The following is a 19,474-nucleotide window of genomic DNA, read 5'->3' as shown; positions in this document are numbered from 1 at the left end:
TAAACTGAAGGGATTGTGTTGAATATGAAACGGGCATTTTTAGTAATTACCCATGGAAGTATGGGAGTTGAAGCAGTTAAAAGTCTTGAACTATTGATGGGCCCACAAAAAAACGTCACCGGGCTTGGACTTGTACCTGGTGAATCTGTGGATGAATTACGGGATAAGGTATATGCCGTTCTGGAAGAAAATCAAAAAACATATGATGAAACGGTCATAATTGTTGATCTGCTGGGTGGGAGTCCCTCAAATGTTTCATTATCCACGTTGGCTAAGTATCATGAAATAAAGATCATTACAGGCTTGAATTTACCTTTATTGGTCAATTTACTAAACTTTACCGATAGTGTTGATGATACAGAACAGTTGATTAATGATTCAATTGACGTTGCCAAAGATGGTATCAAGTTGATTGATAAAAATTTTCTGAAGCATAAATAACTAAAAGTCAGTATATAATGTATTTAGACTAATTGTTTTATGGAATTACAAAATTCGGAGGTGTTCGTAATGGGAAAAATTAATTTAGCTCGTGTGGATGATCGATTAATTCACGGTCAAGTTATGACTAAGTGGACAAAGGGTTTTGGTACAAATGCAGTCTATGTTGTTGATAATGCTACTGCAGCGGATGACTTTATGAAGGATATCTATATAAGTACAAATTCAACTGGCGGACTTGATATCAAAGTTTTTAGTGCTAAAGAAGTTGCTGAGCAATGGAAAAAAGATCAGTTTGGTAGTGAGAAGGTTGTCATGGTATTTAAGTATGTCAAGGAAGTTAAAGAGGCATTGGATGCAGGATTAGAGATTGAGGCCCTAAACGTTGGCGGTGTTTCAAAGAAGCCTGATGCCAAATTTGTTATTCCCACTGTGGCACTAAATGAAGATGATAAAAAGTTGCTGACAGAGATTCATGATAGCGGTATTGAAGTATACTTCCAGACGGTTCCTGATTCAAAGCGTGTTAGTTTCGAAGATGCTATCAAGTAATTTGTAAATGTTATTCATAGATGCTAGCTAGGTAGAATGATATTAGGGTGGTCACAATCTTGGAAAAGGAATATAAAGTTTATCCAGATAAAATAAGAACATATACGACGAGTTCAATCTTTTTGGCTTTTTCGTTAATGTTTTTTAGTGTTGTATTTCAAGATACTTGGTTGATAGCCAAGGCTTTTGCGATCTTCTTCGCCTTATTGTTCCTGTATAGCAGCATTAGAACATTTCGAAATGGGCACTTGAAAACTCCTGACTTTGTTATTAGCCATTTGGGGGTTCGTGATAACACTCGTGAGACGCCTCTCCAAGTTCCTTGGTCAGATATCTTAAAGATTGAAATGGTTCCTAATAATGCCGTAATGCAAATTTGTATCTTGTGTAAAAGTACATTACAAGATGAGCAAAGTAAAACTATTGCCTTACAAGATAATTTAGCTAACAATGGTAATCTGGCATTTTATTCTGTTATGATTGATGGGTTTAAGTTTCGCCAAAAACAATTTCTTGCTATTTTTAAAGAAATTGAGCGCCAAGGTGTTAAGTATAATCCACAAATTTTAGTGTCTGAATACATTGATCCAGAAACCAAGAGAAAACTTTCAGATCAGCGAGAGGCTCAAAAAGACATGTTTAGAAGACAGAACAAAGAGCTAACGCGTCAAAGTAAAATAAATAGCAAATTATGGCAGTAGGTTTCTTTGGTTTGTTAATTATATGTTGTGAATCGAAACAGGTTACGAACAAATATTGCTCGTAGCCTATTTTGTTTGGCGCCAAGTGTAATTTGTTGAATAACAAGAAAATGATGACATAATAAACAAAGGTTTTTGAAAGTAAGATTAAAGTTAACAATTTGGGATGAATTCAATGACCAGTGAGCATTGTCCATTGCAACGGACAAATATTTATGCTCAATTTTAAGAAAACGCTTTATTCTTTATACAAGGGGGAGGAGCTATGGATAGCACAAGCGAAAAAATGATTATGACCCTTTTAAAAACGGATGGCTTTGTTACAGCTGTCGATATTGCAACTAAGCTTGGCGTTTCAGAGAAAACGATTTATCGAAAAGTTCGCCAAATTAACGATTCGCTTGGTATCGATGTTATTCATTCTGAACGGGGTCGAGGGTATCGAATTAATTACGACCAATATCTAGTTGCCACCAATAGGAATACTCATAATGATATTGTTGATTATTCGCCAGTGGAGCGTCGTAACAAGGTACTGTTGAACATTTTATTTAATGCACCTTTTTCTATTTCGGTAGATGAATTGTATGATCATTATTATGTGAGCAATGACTTAATTCAACAAGACCTATCAACCCTGGCTAAGATTTTAAAAGATTTCAATGTCCAGCTAGCGAAACGGGGAAATAAAGTATCTGTAAATGGTGACGAAGAAGCTATTCGTCGATCCATTAATATGACCCTCGTTCAAAGTAACTTGATGAGTGTTGACAGTTTACAAGGGTTTGCGAGTGAAGTTGCCGATATTAACATTTACGATAATCAATTTTTGACGGCTCAAATTGAATGGATTCAACGATCACTTAGTTTAACTATTCCATATCCCTATAACGTTAACATTTTCTCTCACTTGTACATTCTTATTAAGAGATTTAGAACTGGCAAAGTAGTCGAGGATAATAAAGCGAAAAAAGTGTTCACGGATGAAGAAGAAATCATTAGGGATAACAGTGAGTTTTTCTCTGTTGCTTCGGATGTTATCAAAAACACCTCTGATTATCTGCACACTAAGTTACCGGACGTTGAGAAGTATTATTTACTGCAATATTTGATTTCAATGAGATATGATCATGATGTTACTTTTAATGGCATGGTTTCTGATGAAGTCCTTGAACTCGTAAATTTATATACTCAAGGATTTAATCTTACGGATTCAAGCCCAAGAATTCAGTCCTTAAAGCAAGATCTTATTGGTCATTTAAAGCCAATGTTGAATAGGTTAGAGAATCATATCATTGTTGCCAATCGGTTGCTTAATGATATTAAATTGGAATATGGTGCATTGTTTGAAAAAGTTAAATCAATCTCCAAACAGGCGAGCCAGATAATGATTAATAAAGCGCCGATATCTGATGATGAGTCTGGATTTATTACATTGTATTTTGCCAAATATTTTGAAGAAAATCGACCAGCAAAGACAGCTTTGATAATGTGTGCCAGTGGGGTTGGAACTTCTAAATTGTTATACGCTAAGGTCCATCAGGCATTTCCAAACTTAAAGATTGTTGGAACTCTCTCAACTGGTGAATATCAAAATAATGAAGAAAATTACCAAGATGTTGATTTAATCATTACCACAGTTAGTATCCATCCAGTCAATCAAACTCGAGTAGTTTTATCGAGTGCGATGTTTACCCAGGCAGATAGAAAGAGTGTTGAAAGTGCATTATACGGGACTTAATTATATTGTATTTGATTGTAACCAGAGTGAGGCCTTGGGCAAGTTGACCGAGTTAGTCCGGCAATATCACGTTATTGATGAGCACATCAATCGCTTGCTTGAAGATGTTAAAAAGCGTGAGAAGTTAGGTAGTACCGAAATATATCCTAAAGTAATTATGCCTCATATTAATGAGGCATACGTTAATCAAACCACTATCATTATTATGAGATTTGGGAAAGATATGGGCTTTTTAGGCTATTCAACCATTCGTGCAGCTGTTTTGGTGCTAACAAACGGTGCTAATGATGCCCTTGCGGAATTCATGCATGCACTGGCTGATCCACAAGTTTTTGAATATATTTTGGATTTAAGCCATTCAAATGATGATGTTAAGGATTATTTCATTAAAGGAGGTGAAAATTAATGTTATTTGATAAAGACGTTATTTTATTTGATAAAGAAGCGACAGACAATAAGGATGCTCTTGGGATTCTTGCTGATAGCCTTTACAAAGTGGGGTGTGTGAATAAGGAATTTAAACCGGCAATTCTAGAACGTGAGTCAAATTTTCCAACCGCTTTAAATACTGAAACAATTGGGGTAGCCATTCCTCATACAGATGCTGATAAGGTTATTGAGCCCCAAATTGGGTTCATGAGGTTGAAAAATCCAGTTCATTTTCTACAGATGGGTGACAACTCTGATGTTCAAGTAAAACTGATTTTTATGTTGGCGTTAAAAAAATCAGATGATCAATTAAAGATGTTGCAAACGTTAATGGGATTATTCCAAAACAAGGAAACATTGACACAATTAGAAACTATTAATGATAAGAATGAATTTTTGAAGATTATGAAAAATGTTGGAATTATCAAATAGGAGGCTCACACATGGATGCAATTTCTAGTGGATTACAGTGGTTTGTTAACCTGGGAGCCAGCGTTATGCTTCCAATACTACTGTTTTTCTTCGCTTTAATTTTGAGAATTAAGCCAAGTAAAGCATTCAAAGCCGGTTTAACCATTGGAATTGGTTTTATTGGATTGAATCTTGTAATTGGAGTGTTAACCAAGAATCTTGGCCCTGCTGCTCAATCGATGGTTAAAAACTTTGGTCTTCATTTAGGCACCATTGATATTGGTTGGCCAGCAGCTTCAGCGATTGCTTATGGAACTGTTCTTGGCAGTCTGGCAATCCCTGTTGGCGTTATTTCAAATGTTATTTTGCTATTATTAGGACTAACCAAAACGCTTGATGTCGATGTTTGGAACTATTGGCATATTGCGTTTACTGGGTCGTTAGTTTACGTTGTTTCTCATAGTTTTGCTTTAGGATTGTTCACAATGGTTGTTCATGTCATGATCATTTATCTTTTGGCTGACATGGCAGCACCCCATATTCAGAAGCAGTATGGTTTGGAAGGAATTTCGTTCCCTCAAGGCGCTTCAGCACCAGGATATATTCTTGCCTTACCACTGAACTGGATTATGGATCGAATCCCTGGAATCAATAAGATTAAAATGACACCAGATACAATCCAGAAACGAATGGGAATTTTCGGTGATTCTTCAGTAATGGGTCTATTCATTGGTATCGTCATCGGAATCCTTGCTCGCTATTCGGTAACCAAGACATTACAACTGGGTGTCAGCACTGCTGCCGTCTTAGTCCTAATGCCTCGGATGGTTTCCCTTTTAATGGAAGGATTAGCACCAATTTCTGAAGGCGCCAATAATTTTGTTAAGTCACGTTTCCCTGGTCGAGATTTATATATCGGTATGGATAGTGCCTTAGCAGCTGGTAATTCAACCGTTCTTTCATCCGCGTTAATTCTTGTACCATTAACTTTATTTATTGCCGTTATCGTGCCTGGAAACCATGTTTTGCCATTTGGTGATCTGGCTACATTACCCTATATGATTGCCGTCATGGCTGCTGTTTTCCGTGGTGATATTTTCCGGACAATCGTCGGTGGGGTTGTTGATGTTATCATCAGTCTTTATATCGCTTCTTGGGTAGCACCACTTGTAACTGCCGCTGCTCAGGGTGCCAAATTCAATCTTCAAGGGAATTCATCAATTTCAGTGTTGAGTGATGGTGGTGTATGGACAACTTGGTTGATTGTTGGTCTCGGTAAAGTGATGACTTGGGGCGGAATTGGTCTAATCGGATTGGTAACCTTGGCTTTGATGGTATGGTATAATAAATTCCGTGGTAAAAAAGATAAAAATCATGGAAATGACGCTGTAGAAGCTGATAATTAATTGCGTTTATATACGCAGAGGTGAAAAAATATGAAAACTATTATGGTTGTTTGTGGTAGCGGAATTGCAACATCTACTGTCGCTGAAGGAAAGATTAGAGACTATCTTCAATCAAAAGGTGACTTGGATAAGGTCAAGACTTACAAAGGTAATATTGCTCAGTATGTGAACAATGTTGATGATTACGATGTTTTCGTAAGCACAGTTGTTGTGCCTGATAACATTAAAGATAAGGTTATTAACGCCGTTCCATTGCTGACCGGAATTGGAACTGATAAGGTTTATGATCAAATTATGGATAAATTGGGCTTTGAAAAGTAATGTATAATTATTTATTTTTGATGATTATAATTTGAATAAGTAAGGAGGGATGATTTTGTCGAAGAAAATTGAGGGGATCGCTGCTAGTGACGGTATTGGTATAGCTAAGGCCTACCTTCTAGTAGATCCTGATTTAAGCTTCGAAAAACACTCCGTTTCAGATGTTAATGCGGAAGTTCAACGAATTCATGGATCATTTGATGCATCCATCGCAGAACTGAAACAAATCCAAGCAAGGGCTAAGTCAAGTCTTGGCGATGAAGAAGTCGCCGTATTCGACGCCCACATCGCCATGTTATCCGACCCAGACATGATCAAACAAATTGAAGATGAGATCAAAAATGATAAGGTGAATGCAGAACAGGCGTTGACTGATGTCACAACTAATTTTGCTGAAACTTTAGCAGCCATGAAGGATAACAAGTATATGCAGGAACGGGCGGCTGACGTCAAAGACGTTGCCAAACGAGCTTTGAGCCACTTGCTGGGTAAGGAATTACCCAACTTGGCCTCGATTAACAGCCCTGTGATCATCGTTGCCCATGAAATTACGCCTTCGGACACGTCACAGATGAACAAGAAGTATATCAAAGGAATGATCACTGATATGGGTGGTCGAACGAGTCATTCGGCAATCATGTCACGAACCTTGGAGATTCCAGCTGTTGTTGGTTCTGAAACCGCAACTTCAGAAATTTCCAATGGTGATCAACTTATTCTTGATGGTCTGAACGGGGTTGCAATTGTTGCTCCTTCTCAAGAAGAAGTAAATGATTATGAGCAAAAGGCCAAACACTTCGCTGCTCAACGGGTGGAATGGGCTAAGCTAGTTGATGCACCATCGGTTTCCAAAGATGGTAAGGAATTTGAAATTGCTGCTAATATTGGGACCCCAGCAGATATGGATGATGTCCACAAAGCTGGTGCTGATGCAGTTGGGTTGTTCCGAACCGAGTTCCTCTATATGGATAGCGATGCGTTACCAACCGAAGATCAGCAATTTAATGCCTATAAGACAGTTGCTGAATCCATGAATGGCAAGCCAGTTGTTATTCGAACGATGGATATTGGTGGTGACAAACCATTGCCATACCTGCCATTACCAGAAGAAATGAACCCATTCTTGGGCTACCGGGCCATTCGGATTTCCTTGGATCGGCAGAATATCTTCCGAACTCAGTTGCGTGCTTTAATTCGGGCATCCAAGTATGGCCAAATCCGAATTATGTTCCCAATGATTGCAACACTTGACGAATTCCGAAAAGCCAAGAAAGTCTTTATGGAAGAGAAACAAAACCTTCAAAAAGATGATCCTAAAATTGGTGACAATATCAAGCTTGGTATCATGATTGAAATTCCTGCGGCAGCGATCTTTGCCGATCAATTTGCCAAGGAAGTTGATTTCTTCAGTATTGGAACCAACGACTTGATCCAGTATTCATTTGCTGCCGACCGTGGTAATGATGCAGTGTCATATCTGTATCAACCACTGAATCCAGCATTATTGAGATTAATCAAGCACGTCATTGATTCAGCTCATGCAGAAGGTAAAATTGCTGCAATGTGTGGCGAAATGGCCGGCGACCAACGGGCATTGCCACTCTTGCTGGGCATGGGGCTTGATGAATACTCAATGAGTGCCAGTTCCATTTTGAGATCTCGAAGCCAGATGAGAGACCTGACGACCGGCGAATGCGCCGCAATTGTTGATGAAGTCCTCGCTAAGTGCCAAACAGCGGACGAAGTCGAAAAATTAGTTAATGAACGACTCGGCAACGAGTAATACAAATAATTATTGAGGCTACCTTGAATTTAGCACCAAGCTCAATTCAAGATGGCTTCTTTTTTTCCACATACCCCGGTTCCGTTTTCCCTTCACATAGGCTACACTCAATATATAAACTAAAAATAAGACAGGTGACCCCAGTGACTTCAATTTATGATTTTTCCGAACAAGAAATGAACGGTACGCCGATTGACCTCAAGCAGTTCAAAGATAAAGTCGTGCTGATCGTCAATACGGCAAGTAAATGTGGCTTGGCACCACAACTTGAAGGATTGGAATCGCTATACAAGAAATATAAGGATCAAGGCTTCGTCGTTCTTGGCCTGCCGTCAAATCAATTTCATCAAGAATTGGCGACCGACGAGGAAGCTGACGATTACTGTCGGCTCCATTACGGCGTGACTTTCCCAATGACCAAACGCGTGGTTGTCAATGGTGAAGGCGAAGATCCGTTGTTTGCTTACCTGAAACAACAGTCTGGTCATGGCCGCATCAAGTGGAACTACACCAAATTTCTGATTGGTAAAGATGGCCAGTTGATTCACCGATTTGCGCCGATTACCAAGCCTGATGCAATGGAGGAAGAAATCTATTCTGCCTTGAACAAAAAAGAAATCTTGAAATAGCAGGTGATGGATTAAATGAATACGACCTATTTTAAAGCGACTTTGCGAGAGATTACCTATTCTTGGGGCAAGTTTATTCCGATTGTCCTGATTATTTTGCTGGGGTCTTTGCTATATGTCGGTATCCGGGCAACTGGCCCTGATTTGGACAATTCAGCTGCTCGGTATTTTAATCAGTATCACCTGGGAGATTTAACTGTCACCTCAACCCTTGGCCTCACTGGGCAAGACTTACAACTCATCAAAGATGCGCCCCATGTTAAAACGGCGGAGGCCAATCACATGGTTGTGACCAAGAAATCTCAAGATGAGGTCGTTTCAGTGGCGTCATTTTCCAAATTGGCCAAGCTGAACCGACTAAAGCTGGTGGTGGGCCATTTGCCACGATCCCGTGACCAAATTGTATTGGATTCAAAGGCCAAGCAGCGCGGTTACAAGCTTGGACAAGCCTATCGCGTCCCAAAAACAGCAGGACTTCGCCAGCAAACCTACAAAATTGTCGGCTTCGTTAATTCGCCATTATTTGTGAGTTCGACCGATCGGGGAACGACCAATCTAGGTAGTGGGGAAATTGACTATTTTGCTTACTTACCGAAGCAGGCATTTAATCAAAGTACTTATGGCTCAATTGCGGTCAAATTTAACAATACCGCCGGCTTAGCTGCAGGAACCGATAAGTATAATGAGCGGGTACAAAGCGATCAAGCTAAATTGGAAAAGCAACTCAACCAGCGTCCTGAACAACATCGAAGAGAGATCGTTGGCTCTCGACTGACAACGATCAATTTAAAGCTTAAACAACTTGACCAGCAGACTCGTCAGTTATCACGCGTACAGGCAGCTTATCAAACAACTCAAATGAAGACTGCTGCTAACAAGCTGAAAGTAGGTCGGCAACAGCTCGTTTCTGCCAAGACAAAGCTGCTTAAACCCCCCACTGCAGTCTATATGTATGGTGATCGGATGACCAACGTTGGTTATCAGGATTACTTTGACGAATCGAAGAGTATCGCGGCAATCGCGGTTATTTTCCCAGGCTTCTTCCTGTTCATTGCAGTGTTAATTACCTTTACAACAATTTCTAGAATGATCGAGAAAAATCGGCGGGAGATTGGGTTGATGCGCGCCCTTGGCTATACAAAGGGTGTCATTTCGATGAAGTATGTGATCTATTCACTTCTCGCAGGCATGTTAGGTTCGTTAATTGGCGGCGTGGCGGGAATGCTGACGTTACCGAAATTCATCTTCAACATGTTGAGTAATAACAATTTAACCCACTATGTCGGCGTTATTCCCTGGGGCTATTTAATCGAAGTCCTAGTTGCCGGATTGACTGCCACACTTGGCAGCGCGGCCGTTGTGCTCATTGTCAACCTGCGAGAAAAGCCAACGGATCTGATGCGCGAACGGGCCCCCAAGGCTGGAAAGCGCATTTTGCTGGAGCGGATTAAGCCGCTTTGGCGACGTTTGAGCTTTAATCAGAAAGTCAGCTACCGAAACTTGTTCAGGTACAAGGGCCGCATGATCATGACGATCGTTGGAATTGCGGGTTGTACTGGGTTAATGCTGGCGGGATTTGGCATTCGTAATTCAGTGAACGATTTACTGCCGGATCAATTTAGCCAAGTTCAGCATTATCAAGGGATTGTGACCTTGTCGGCTGCCAATAAACAGATCCACGACAAAAATATCAGTGCCCAAAAGCAAGCCCTCGTTAAATCTGTGACGGTCTCGCCAACCAAAGGAACCAAGCGTAATGCGACGGTGACGATGATTTCGCCGAAGTTCAACACCAATTTTGACAAGTACGTGACATTGACGAACCCCCATACAAATCGTAAAGAGCACCTCACAAGTGATGGCGTGATCATTACCGAAAAATTGGCAACTGATATGAAGGCCAAAAAGGGTAGTCGCTTGTCAGTCAAGGTTGGTAATAAATTGGTGAAAGTTAAAGTGAGTGGGATAACTAAAAACTACGCCGGTCATTACCTTTATCTGACGCCAAAGTATTATGAACAGGCAGTTAAAACCAACTACCAGCCAACTTCACGACTGATTAAAATTAAAGATGGCAATGCAACTGCCCGCCATGATACGAATCAACGTTTGTTCAAACAAGCTGGCGTGTTAAATGTTAGTTATCCGAGGTATGCTGGCGGTTCGCTGACGACTGGTGGGCTGAGTTCAGTTGTCTTGATCTTTATCGCATTATCGGGTGCCTTAGGATTAGTGGTTCTGTATAATTTGACCAACGTTAATATTTCCGAGCGAATGCGGGAACTGTCGACGGTTAAAGTACTGGGATTCTATGACAACGAAGTCACGGCCTACGTTGCGAGAGAAAATGTTATTTTGACAATCTTAGGCATTATTTTTGGCTGGTTCATTGGAATTGTGCTGCATCATTTCATTATGATTAAGGCACAAACCGGGGCAATCTTGTTTCCCTTGACCATTCATTATCCAGGCTATATTTGGTCGGCCATCTTGACGATCGTGTTCAGCTTGATCGTGGGGGTCATGACGCATTACAAGTTGAAAAACATCGATATGATGGATTCGCTGGCTGCACAGGAATAGCGTGAGCGGAGTGGTCTAACTCATGTTGGCACGACAAACCACGTTTCAAGATACCCCTTCTGTTTCATAATCTAATAAGCATTAAAACTTGACGCTGACTCATCCTTGAGAGTTGGCGTTATTTTGCTGTTTACAACGGTTTAGTATTGTCATAACATATAACTATTAACTTATTTTATAAAATCTTAATATTTTTATACCTGAGGGGGTATTGTTCTGTGAAGTTCCTTAAAACATTTCTTTGCTTTGTATTGGCGATGGCGCTGGGGGCGCCGATTGTTGCTCACGCCAAATACAAGGTTTATTATCAGCGGTCATCAGGGCTGTATCGAGGTCGTTTACGCACATTGAACAATAAAAAAGTTCATTACGTTAAAGTTCCCCATAAGTATTACCACGTTGCCCACACTTCCAAAGCGCATAAAATCAAGTCGGAGCGAGGCAAAAAAGTGACGTTTATCACTCGATATATTTTGCCGTCACCTGGAAAAAACGGCCAGCACTGGGGTAACCCTCAGTCTATTGCCATGACCGGGAAAAAGTATATGTATATCGTTTATTGCCCAACTCATTTGCGCAACAAGGGCCGGATTGTTCGATTTAATACGCAAATGTTGGACGAAATAGGCGTTCGATTACATCCAAAGGAGTTGCGGGATGCCTATGTGAAGCATCACAAGAAGTATTCAACAACTCAAAAACGGGTTCAAAAAGCCATTAAAGTGGGGCCGATTTTCACAACTGGTCACGGTCAATCGTTAGCATATAATTGGAAGAACAAAGGCCTTTATATGTGGCGTGATAAGGAAAAAGCACCAAGAGTGCCTGTTAGCAATTGGGGTTATATCCAGCACATTAAGACGAAAACATTACGGCCAGATCACTCAATTCGGTTTTCGCTACACAGTCACGGGACCCATGTTCCTGGCGGCCATGATCTAACCTTTGATCGTTCTGGAAATGGCTATTTTTGGTCATTTCCAGGTTGGGGCGCATACGTTTTTAAGGGTAAGATTCACAAACGCTCGGTTAAGTTCCGATTGACTCACCAAGTGCTGAAACACCTGCCTGGAACTCGAATCCAAAGTATGGGTTATAACCCGGTTCGCAAGCGACTGCTAATGCTGTCAGATGCTTCAATTGCCAGCTTCCCAGCCAAGGGATTACGAGGTCATGGGCATTTGACCAACCACAGTTTTGAGTGGACCCAATTCGGCCCGAAACGGGAATTTGAAGGAATCGCCTATGATGGCAGTTCACGTGGAAATTTGCTGGTTAACCATTGCCCAGAAGTATTGCAGGCGGATCGGTCGTATTAGGTCGTGAACGGTTGCTATAAGGGCATCCATGTTATCCTGATGGCCAAAAATGACTTTAAAAAAATTAGCAGCAAGCTATCGTATTTTCTGATAATAATAGTACAATTTAGTTATTCTAAAAAATATATCTGGAGGGGTATTATGAAATTTAGAAATCTATTATTGGGGGTAGCTGCCGGCCTATCTTTGGCTGCAGTTGCTGGTACCACGGCTAATGCGGCTACGTATGTCCAGCGCAGTAATGCCATCAGTCGTTATTCTGGTTTGCGGGTTGTGAATAACAGCAAGGTTAAGTTTGTCAAAGCCAATCCAAACTACGGCTGGTCCAAAAATCCAAGCGGCGTCGATACAATCAAAAGCGTCAGCGGGACTAAATGGGCTTTGAAGACCAAGTATTTGTTGCCAAACACGCACATGGCGTTGGGAAAGTCGAGTAGTGATTTGACCAACCCACAGGCGGCAGCATTTGCAGGTAAGTATTTATTCGTGCTGTATGCACCACACCAATTTCATGGTAAAGGATTCGTTGTCCGATATAACAAGAGTAACCTGAACAATTGGAGCCTTTCAAAAGTTCAAGGATCGCTCATCAAGAGCACGCCGGGAATGAAAGTTGGCCCAATGTTCAATGTCGGTCATGGTCAATCGCTAGCATACAACAAGAAGCAGCACGCAATTTGGATGTGGCGTGATCGGGCTGATATGAAGCCAACGACTTGGTCAACGATTCAGCGGATCAGCATGTCATCATTGAAGCCTAATCGGGCAATCAAGTTCCACATGAGTAATGGTGGCGCCAAAGTTCCTGCCGGGCATGATTTGACATTTGATAACTCAGGTCATGCATATTGGTGGGGCATTTCAGGCGGCATGGTTAAGCTTTATAAAGCTCGACTAGGTGCTAAGTCGATCCACGTTACCTTGGCTAAGCAAATGTTGAGACACCGGACTGGGACTCATGAACAATCAATGGGGTACAATCCCCACAACGGTCGGCTGTACTTGGTGTCCGATGATTCAATCCAAACCTTGCCGGCCAGGAAATTAAATGGCCGCGGCAGTTTACGACCAAGTGACATCAAATATACGAAATTCCGGTCTCACCGAGAATTTGAAAGTATGATTTTCGATGGCGGGCACGCATTCTTGTTGAGTAACCGCAATCCTGAATTACTGCGTTCGACAACGGCGTATTAATATGAACCGTTAAGCGGTTTGTTCCTTGGAGAAACTGCTGCAAATCAGGGCTAGTTATGCTGAACAACCAATCATCGGATAATTAAATAAGCTAATCAGAGGTTGATCTAAACTGATCGTTTGGGGTTTCAGCCTCTTTTTATTTAAAAAAGTTGACACGGTGTCATCTGCCGTGTATACTTTAGAAAAAGTGACATGATGTCATTGAAAGGAGCAGTTCATGGTAACATCAACATTTTTAAATCTCAACCCTGAAAAACGGGCCAAAATTCAAGAAGCGTTGCTGACAGAATTTAGTACCCACCCGCTGGCCGAAGCCCAAGTTGCCCCCATCGTGAAGAAAGCTGGCATTGCCCGGGGAGCGTTTTATAAGTACTTTGACGATCTCACCGATGCTTATCGTTATATCTACGGTGTGGCAATGAAGGACATTCATACTAGGATCGATCAAGAAGTCGCCACCCAAACATTTAATCCGGCGGTTTATATGCAACAGGTCAGCTCATTTGTGGATGGTGTCATGAGCAGTCATTACCGACAGTTGATCGAAATGCACCTCACCCGAAATGAGTCACTGGTTGGCAACAATGATGAATCGCAAGCAGATCGACTCAGCAGTCGAGAATGGGCTGCCATGATTTTAAGCCACGAAACCATTAAGCAAATTTTGATCAAACCGGATCGTAGAGAAATGGTTCTCAACCGATTTAGAGACGCACTAAACTTATTAGCAGGAAAGGGGAACATCTAATGTATCTTGCACTTAAAGAAATTCGACACGAAAAGCTTAGGTATGGGTTAATCGTGTCAATGATCGTCTTAATTGCCTACTTGATCTTCATTTTAACGGGATTGGCGTTTGGCCTTGCGGGTGAGAACACCCAAGCAATTGATTCCTGGGATGCTAAAAGCATTGTGCTCAACAAAGATTCGAATGTGAGCCTCACCCAATCAGTTATCACCACTGACCAGGCAAAAGACGCGAAACTATCGGCCCAAGAAGCGGTGATTGGCTCGACGCCGGTGGTTGCCAAACACAAAGGCAAGGAAAAAATTTCTGCATCATTCATTGGTGCTAAAAAAAGCCAATTTATCATTAATGATTTAAAAATTTCATCTGGCCGCAAAGCTCGTGGTAATCATGAGGTTGTCGTCGATCAGAAATTCAAGGATGATGGCTACAAATTAGGTGATAAGGTCACGCTGAACTCATTTAATGATCAATATCAGATTGTTGGCTTCACAAAGAATGCTAAGTTAAATGTTGCCCCAGTCATTTATGGAACGATTCCGAGCTGGAAACATTTACGTGCCATGGAAGGCGTGCCAGTTGTTGGGAGCGCAATTGTGTCTAAAAATGCCAAGTATAACGCCAAAGATGATCATTTGAAGACTTACTCAATTTCGTACTTTATTTCGAAGCTGCCGGGCTATTCCGCTGAAAACACGACCTTTGGATTCATGATCGGTTTCTTAATGATCATTTCACTGATCATCATCGCGGTGTTCCTGTACATTCTAACGATGCAGGCTTTGCCGATTTATGCTGTTTTGCGGGCGCAGGGGATTCCTGCAAGGACGCTTGTGTCGACCATTACCAGTCAGTCGCTGATTCTTATGGTTACCGGGTTAGTGATTGGAGCGGCTCTAACCGCTGCAACCGATAGTGTGATTCCAATTGGGGTGCCAATGGCGTTTAATTTACCCGTCTTAACTTGGATCTCGATTGGCCTGCTGATTATGGGCTTCATTGGATCGGCAATCCCTGCCCAGAAGATTGCCACCGTGGATCCCGTTAAAGTGATTGGAGGATAACATGTCAGTAATTGAACTTAACAATATTAACAAATGCTTTGGATCAGGCGTCAGTAAGGTTCACGTGCTCCACGATATCAATTTTTCCGCCGATCGCGGTGAGTTAATTTTGGTGGTGGGCCCATCTGGATCAGGGAAAAGCACGTTCTTGACGATTGCCGGTGGTCTGCAGACGCCGACCTCAGGCGAAGTTTCAGTCGAAGGAAAATCGATGGCCAAGCTGTCTACTGCTCAGCGAGATAAGTTGCGGTTAAACCAAATTGGCTTCGTGTTGCAATCATATAGCTTAGTGCCCTACCTGAAAGTCAAGGAGCAGTTTGACTTCGTGAACAAGGTCAAGCGGCAAGGAAATCTTAATCAGGCTGAATTAAAAGAATTGTTAGCGCAACTGGGCATCGAGAACCTAACTAACAAATTTCCTGGCGAGTTGTCAGGTGGGCAAACCCAACGAGTCGCCATTGCCCGGGCGTTGTTTGCTAACCCGGATATTGTTTTAGCGGACGAACCGACGGCTGCTTTGGACAGTGCCAGGGTGGCTGAAGTTGGTAAATTATTCAAAGAGTTGGCTGAAACCCGTGATAAAGCAGTGGTCGTTGTCACTCATGATGTCCGATTGATGGAATTTGCCGATAAAACTTATCAAATTATGGATGGTAAAATGACCCAAGCCACTAATAAGCAACCGGCTGAATAAGCGTTATTGGAAGAACGGATTTCTTTGTTAGCTGTGGGGAATTTGGTATAATTTTGCCAACTAAGAAATTGCTGACAAGCCGGAAGGGATGACAACTATTGCGAACTTTACAAACAATGCCAACTGCAGACGGCTTTAGGATGCCAGGCGAATTTGAAGCACACCAAGGGGTTTATATGCTCTGGCCACAGCGCCCGGATAATTGGCGAAACGGTGCCAAACCGGCGCAACGAACCTTTGCCAATGTCGCCAAGGCAATTGCCAAATTTGAGCATGTGACAATGGGGGTTTCTGATGATCAGTACCTAAATGCCCGCCATTTATTATCATCAGAGGTTGAAGTGGTGGAACTTTCTGCCAATGATGCTTGGGTACGAGATTGCGGCCCGACATTTGTGAAGAACGATGAAGGTGAGCTAAGAGGTATTGACTGGCAGTTCAATGCTTGGGGCGGCCTTATCGATGGCCTGTATTTCCCTTGGGACAAGGACGATCGCGTTGCCCAGAAGATCACCGAATTGACGCAGGTCGACCGGTATCGATTGGCTGACTTTGTTTTGGAAGGTGGGTCAATTCACGTTGATGGCCAAGGCACCTTAATCACGACCGAGGAGTGTCTGCTTTCAAAGGGGCGTAATCCGGAATTGTCTAAAGGGCAGATTGAAACGATTTTGAAGCAATCCCTAGGGGTGACCAAGGTGATTTGGTTAAAGCGCGGTATTTATCACGACGAAACCAATTGCCACGTTGATAACATTGCCAACTTTGTGAAGCCTGGTGTCGTGGCGTTGGCGTGGACGGATGATCCCACTGATCCCCAATATGAAATTTCCAAGGAAAACGCTGATATTTTAGCTCATTCAACGGATGCTCAAGGTCGGCGAATTCAAGTTGAGAAGCTTTATTTACCCACCCCAGTGACGATTACTGAAGTCGAAAGCGAAGGCGTTGATGCAGTGGCCGGAACCCTCCCGAGAAAGGCCGGCGATCGCTTAGCTGCCAGTTATGTGAATTACTATACGGCTAATGGTGGGATTGTCTTCCCGATGTTTGATGACCCAAACGATCAGCGAGCCAAGGAGACCCTGCAGCGTTTGTATCCTGATCGAGAAGTGGTTGGGGTGGCAGCCAGGGAAATTATTCTTGGCGGTGGCAACATCCGCTGCATCACCCAGCAGCTACCAGAGCGTTGAGCCATTAGTCGGCAAAGTGTAAATGCAAATTGGGTTCCACTTTTTATATTGATAAAACTTGCGCCAAACAGCTGATCCCGGCCATTTAAGCCAAAAAAGTAATGCATTCCAAAATCCAGAATGTATTACTTCTTTTACTTAAATGCTGGGATCAATTCGCCTTTCGTCACAATCTCCTACGGTTAGCCAAACGCCTGGAATGTCCCACTTGGCTTCATCTTCACGGTTCGTTTGTCGCTACGGGCTCGTAATGCCCAAAGGATTGTGACCGTATCAACGACTTCCTGGAACAGAGCCCCGATGATTGCCGGGATCACCCCAAAACTGGCAATCAACATCAGAATTGTACAGATGGCAATCCCGATCAATACGGATTCCTTGGCAACTGTCATGGTCCCTTTGGAGATGTTAACGGCCTTACTAACTAAACTTAAATCATCTTTTAGGACAACTGCATCGGCGGATTCACTTGCTGCGGTTGCCCCATGAGCTCCCATGGCAATGCCCACATCCGCCAATGCGAGGGATGGCGCGTCGTTAACGCCGTCGCCGACCATGACAACTGGTCGTAACTTCTTCTCAACTTTTTTAATAACATCAATTTTTTCTTGAGGAAGCCGATCAGCATAAACTTTGTCGATTCCCACTCGGTTGGCAATATCTTCTGCGATGGCTTGACGATCTCCAGAAATCATCATGATCTGGTTGGCTCCCAGACCGTGTAAATCGGCCATCACAGCTTTGGCTTCAGGACGTAACTCATCTGAGAACGACACATAGCCGACATAGTGACCATCGACAGATACGTAAACAGTTGTTTTGTCAATTACATTAATTGGCTCATTGGAGACAAACGCTGGTTTTCCAGCTCTGACAAGTTTGCCATCAATGGTTGCTTGGACGCCTTCCGCAGTGGTCTCCTCCACGTTGGTTGCGGTGGGGATGTTATCCGGGGTGGCGGCAACTAATGATCTTGCCAAAATATGACTGGATTGCTGTTCAGCACCGGCCGCCAATGAGAGTACCTGATCTTTGGTATAACCAGCTGTTGCAAAAACCTCATCAACGGTTAAATGTCCCTGGGTGATGGTACCAGTCTTATCGAACGCAAAGGTTCTGGCATTCGCGAGTTTTTCGATGATTGTCCCACTTTTAACGATAATGCCATTTCGACTGGCGCGGCTCATCCCTGACACTAAGGCAATTGGTGCCGCTAAAATCAGCGGGCAGGGGGAGGCGACAACCAGCACTTCCGCAAAACGAACCGGATCCTTCGAAATGTACCAGGCAACGCCGGCAATTAGGAAAGCCAGAATCGTGAACGGAACTGCATAACGGTCAGCCATTCTCACAAAATGAGCGGGTGTACTTTCTGCTTGTTTAACCAGGCGAATAATATTCTGATATTGACTTTTGTCAGCGGTCTTATCAGCAATCAGATCAAATGAATGATCGCCGTTGACGGCACCGGACATGACCGTCTCACCAACTGCCTTGTCAATTGGCCGGGATTCCCCGGTTAGAGAAGCTTCGTCAACGGTCGTAGTTCCTTGGGTGATCGTCCCATCAACTGGGATTACTTCACCAGGCTTCACCACGATGCGATCGCCAACTTTGACTTGGTCAATCTTAACATCAACGATTTTGTCACCCTGCATTAAATGAGCGGATTGCGGTGAATTTTCCAGCAATGATTGTAATTCGGAGTTCGCTTTATTGGCGGCATAATCTTCAAGGGCGTCGCCACCTGTCAGCATCAACAGCACAATTAAGGCTGCCCAATACTCGCCAACGGCAATGGTTGCAATGACGGCGGTGATTGCCAGCAGGTCAACACCGAATTTACCAGAGCGGATCGTTTTCACCATGTCGATAAACATTAAGCCTGCGATTAGCGAACCCATTATTGAAATGACAATTTGCGAATAAAGCGGCAGCTTCAGGGCAAATTGGAGAATGAGTGCAATCAAGCCAACGACTAAAACGCTGGTGAGCCGCATATAATTTGTTAATTTGCTCATAGTGAAACCTCCCATTTTTCTTCTTGTCTAGATTATAACAGTTCTAAACTAGGGAGTCCAATTAGGGGGCTGGCTTTGAAATTAAATGAGCATACTAAAACAAGCAGCTTGATGGCCACGTTACTTTTGGCCAGTAAACTGCTTGTTTTAGGTGATGGTCAACCACTCCTGAATAAATTCAGGAGCTTGTGAGAATAACACCTCACGGTGTCACGACCACAATTTGCTTAGATACAGC

Annotated in this window: 18 protein-coding genes; 17 read left to right on the top strand and 1 reads right to left on the bottom strand. The window is 42.6% G+C overall.

All coding sequences use genetic code 11. From position 1 onward, the window contains the following. Positions 1 to 24 precede the first annotated feature (24 nt). The 17 genes from KTE19_RS00505 to aguA all read left to right on the top strand — a co-directional run bounded on the left by KTE19_RS00505 (position 25) and on the right by aguA (position 17,215). Positions 25 to 441: a PTS sugar transporter subunit IIA gene (locus KTE19_RS00505; RefSeq protein WP_217341386.1), complete on the top strand. Its 417-nt coding sequence runs from the start codon at positions 25 to 27 to the stop codon at positions 439 to 441. Between the two features lie 69 nt (positions 442 to 510). After that, on the top strand, positions 511 to 993 hold the full coding sequence (locus tag KTE19_RS00500) for a PTS sugar transporter subunit IIB (RefSeq protein WP_217341368.1): 483 nt from the start codon (positions 511 to 513) through the stop codon (positions 991 to 993). 59 nt (positions 994 to 1,052) lie between these two features. Then, positions 1,053 to 1,694: a DUF2614 family zinc ribbon-containing protein gene (locus tag KTE19_RS00495; protein WP_217341367.1), complete on the top strand. Its 642-nt coding sequence runs from the start codon at positions 1,053 to 1,055 to the stop codon at positions 1,692 to 1,694. A gap of 265 nt (positions 1,695 to 1,959) precedes the next feature. Continuing rightward, positions 1,960 to 3,435 carry a BglG family transcription antiterminator gene (locus tag KTE19_RS00490; RefSeq protein ID WP_217341366.1) on the top strand — a complete coding sequence of 492 codons (1,476 nt, stop codon included), beginning with the start codon at positions 1,960 to 1,962 and terminating at the stop codon, positions 3,433 to 3,435. Then, positions 3,377 to 3,841, top strand: a complete 465-nt coding sequence (locus KTE19_RS00485; protein WP_347339386.1) for a PTS sugar transporter subunit IIA — start codon at positions 3,377 to 3,379, stop codon at positions 3,839 to 3,841. The genes KTE19_RS00490 and KTE19_RS00485 overlap by 59 nt, the downstream gene beginning before the upstream one ends. Further along, positions 3,841 to 4,296, top strand: a complete 456-nt coding sequence (locus KTE19_RS00480) for a PTS sugar transporter subunit IIA (protein WP_217341364.1) — start codon at positions 3,841 to 3,843, stop codon at positions 4,294 to 4,296. The genes KTE19_RS00485 and KTE19_RS00480 overlap by 1 nt, the downstream gene beginning before the upstream one ends. An 11-nt stretch (positions 4,297 to 4,307) precedes the next feature. Beyond that, a complete protein-coding gene (locus tag KTE19_RS00475; protein WP_159206376.1) occupies positions 4,308 to 5,681 on the top strand; it encodes a PTS galactitol transporter subunit IIC in 1,374 nt (457 codons plus the stop codon). A gap of 30 nt (positions 5,682 to 5,711) precedes the next feature. Then, positions 5,712 to 6,002, top strand: a complete 291-nt coding sequence (locus KTE19_RS00470; protein WP_159206377.1) for a PTS sugar transporter subunit IIB — start codon at positions 5,712 to 5,714, stop codon at positions 6,000 to 6,002. Positions 6,003 to 6,057: 55 nt separating this feature from the next. Continuing rightward, entirely contained in the window at positions 6,058 to 7,785 is a 1,728-nt protein-coding gene (gene ptsP / locus KTE19_RS00465) for a phosphoenolpyruvate--protein phosphotransferase (RefSeq protein ID WP_217341363.1), read from the top strand. 143 nt (positions 7,786 to 7,928) lie between these two features. Beyond that, a complete protein-coding gene (locus KTE19_RS00460; RefSeq protein WP_056981784.1) occupies positions 7,929 to 8,414 on the top strand; it encodes a glutathione peroxidase in 486 nt (161 codons plus the stop codon). A 15-nt stretch (positions 8,415 to 8,429) separates the two neighbouring features. Then, positions 8,430 to 10,997, top strand: coding sequence for an ABC transporter permease (locus KTE19_RS00455; protein WP_217341362.1), 2,568 nt, complete (start codon positions 8,430 to 8,432; stop codon positions 10,995 to 10,997). 218 nt (positions 10,998 to 11,215) lie between these two features. After that, complete coding sequence (locus tag KTE19_RS00450; protein WP_217341361.1) at positions 11,216 to 12,316, top strand: hypothetical protein; 1,101 nt, start codon at positions 11,216 to 11,218, stop codon at positions 12,314 to 12,316. A 141-nt stretch (positions 12,317 to 12,457) separates the two neighbouring features. Beyond that, positions 12,458 to 13,513: a hypothetical protein gene (locus KTE19_RS00445; RefSeq protein ID WP_217341360.1), complete on the top strand. Its 1,056-nt coding sequence runs from the start codon at positions 12,458 to 12,460 to the stop codon at positions 13,511 to 13,513. Positions 13,514 to 13,733: 220 nt separating this feature from the next. Beyond that, the gene (locus KTE19_RS00440; protein WP_217341359.1) at positions 13,734 to 14,264 is read left to right on the top strand and encodes a TetR/AcrR family transcriptional regulator; all 531 of its coding nucleotides are present in this window, start codon (positions 13,734 to 13,736) and stop codon (positions 14,262 to 14,264) included. Then, on the top strand, positions 14,264 to 15,328 hold the full coding sequence (locus KTE19_RS00435; protein ID WP_217341358.1) for an ABC transporter permease: 1,065 nt from the start codon (positions 14,264 to 14,266) through the stop codon (positions 15,326 to 15,328). Before KTE19_RS00440 ends, KTE19_RS00435 begins: the two co-directional genes overlap by 1 nt. Before the next feature lies 1 nt (position 15,329). Then, a complete protein-coding gene (locus KTE19_RS00430) occupies positions 15,330 to 16,022 on the top strand; it encodes an ABC transporter ATP-binding protein (protein WP_217341357.1) in 693 nt (230 codons plus the stop codon). Between the two features lie 116 nt (positions 16,023 to 16,138). Beyond that, on the top strand, positions 16,139 to 17,215 hold the full coding sequence (aguA, locus tag KTE19_RS00425) for an agmatine deiminase (protein WP_430681865.1): 1,077 nt from the start codon (positions 16,139 to 16,141) through the stop codon (positions 17,213 to 17,215). Between the two features lie 182 nt (positions 17,216 to 17,397). Here aguA and KTE19_RS00420 read toward each other — a convergent pair whose 3' ends face one another. After that, on the bottom strand, positions 17,398 to 19,236 hold the full coding sequence (locus KTE19_RS00420; RefSeq protein WP_217341355.1) for a heavy metal translocating P-type ATPase: 1,839 nt from the start codon (positions 19,234 to 19,236) through the stop codon (positions 17,398 to 17,400). Positions 19,237 to 19,474: the final 238 nt, after the last annotated feature.

This window comes from Lentilactobacillus dabitei (assembly GCF_019061365.1).
Lineage (GTDB): Bacteria > Bacillota > Bacilli > Lactobacillales > Lactobacillaceae > Lentilactobacillus > Lentilactobacillus dabitei.
This window is presented reverse-complemented; position numbering and strand designations above follow the sequence as displayed.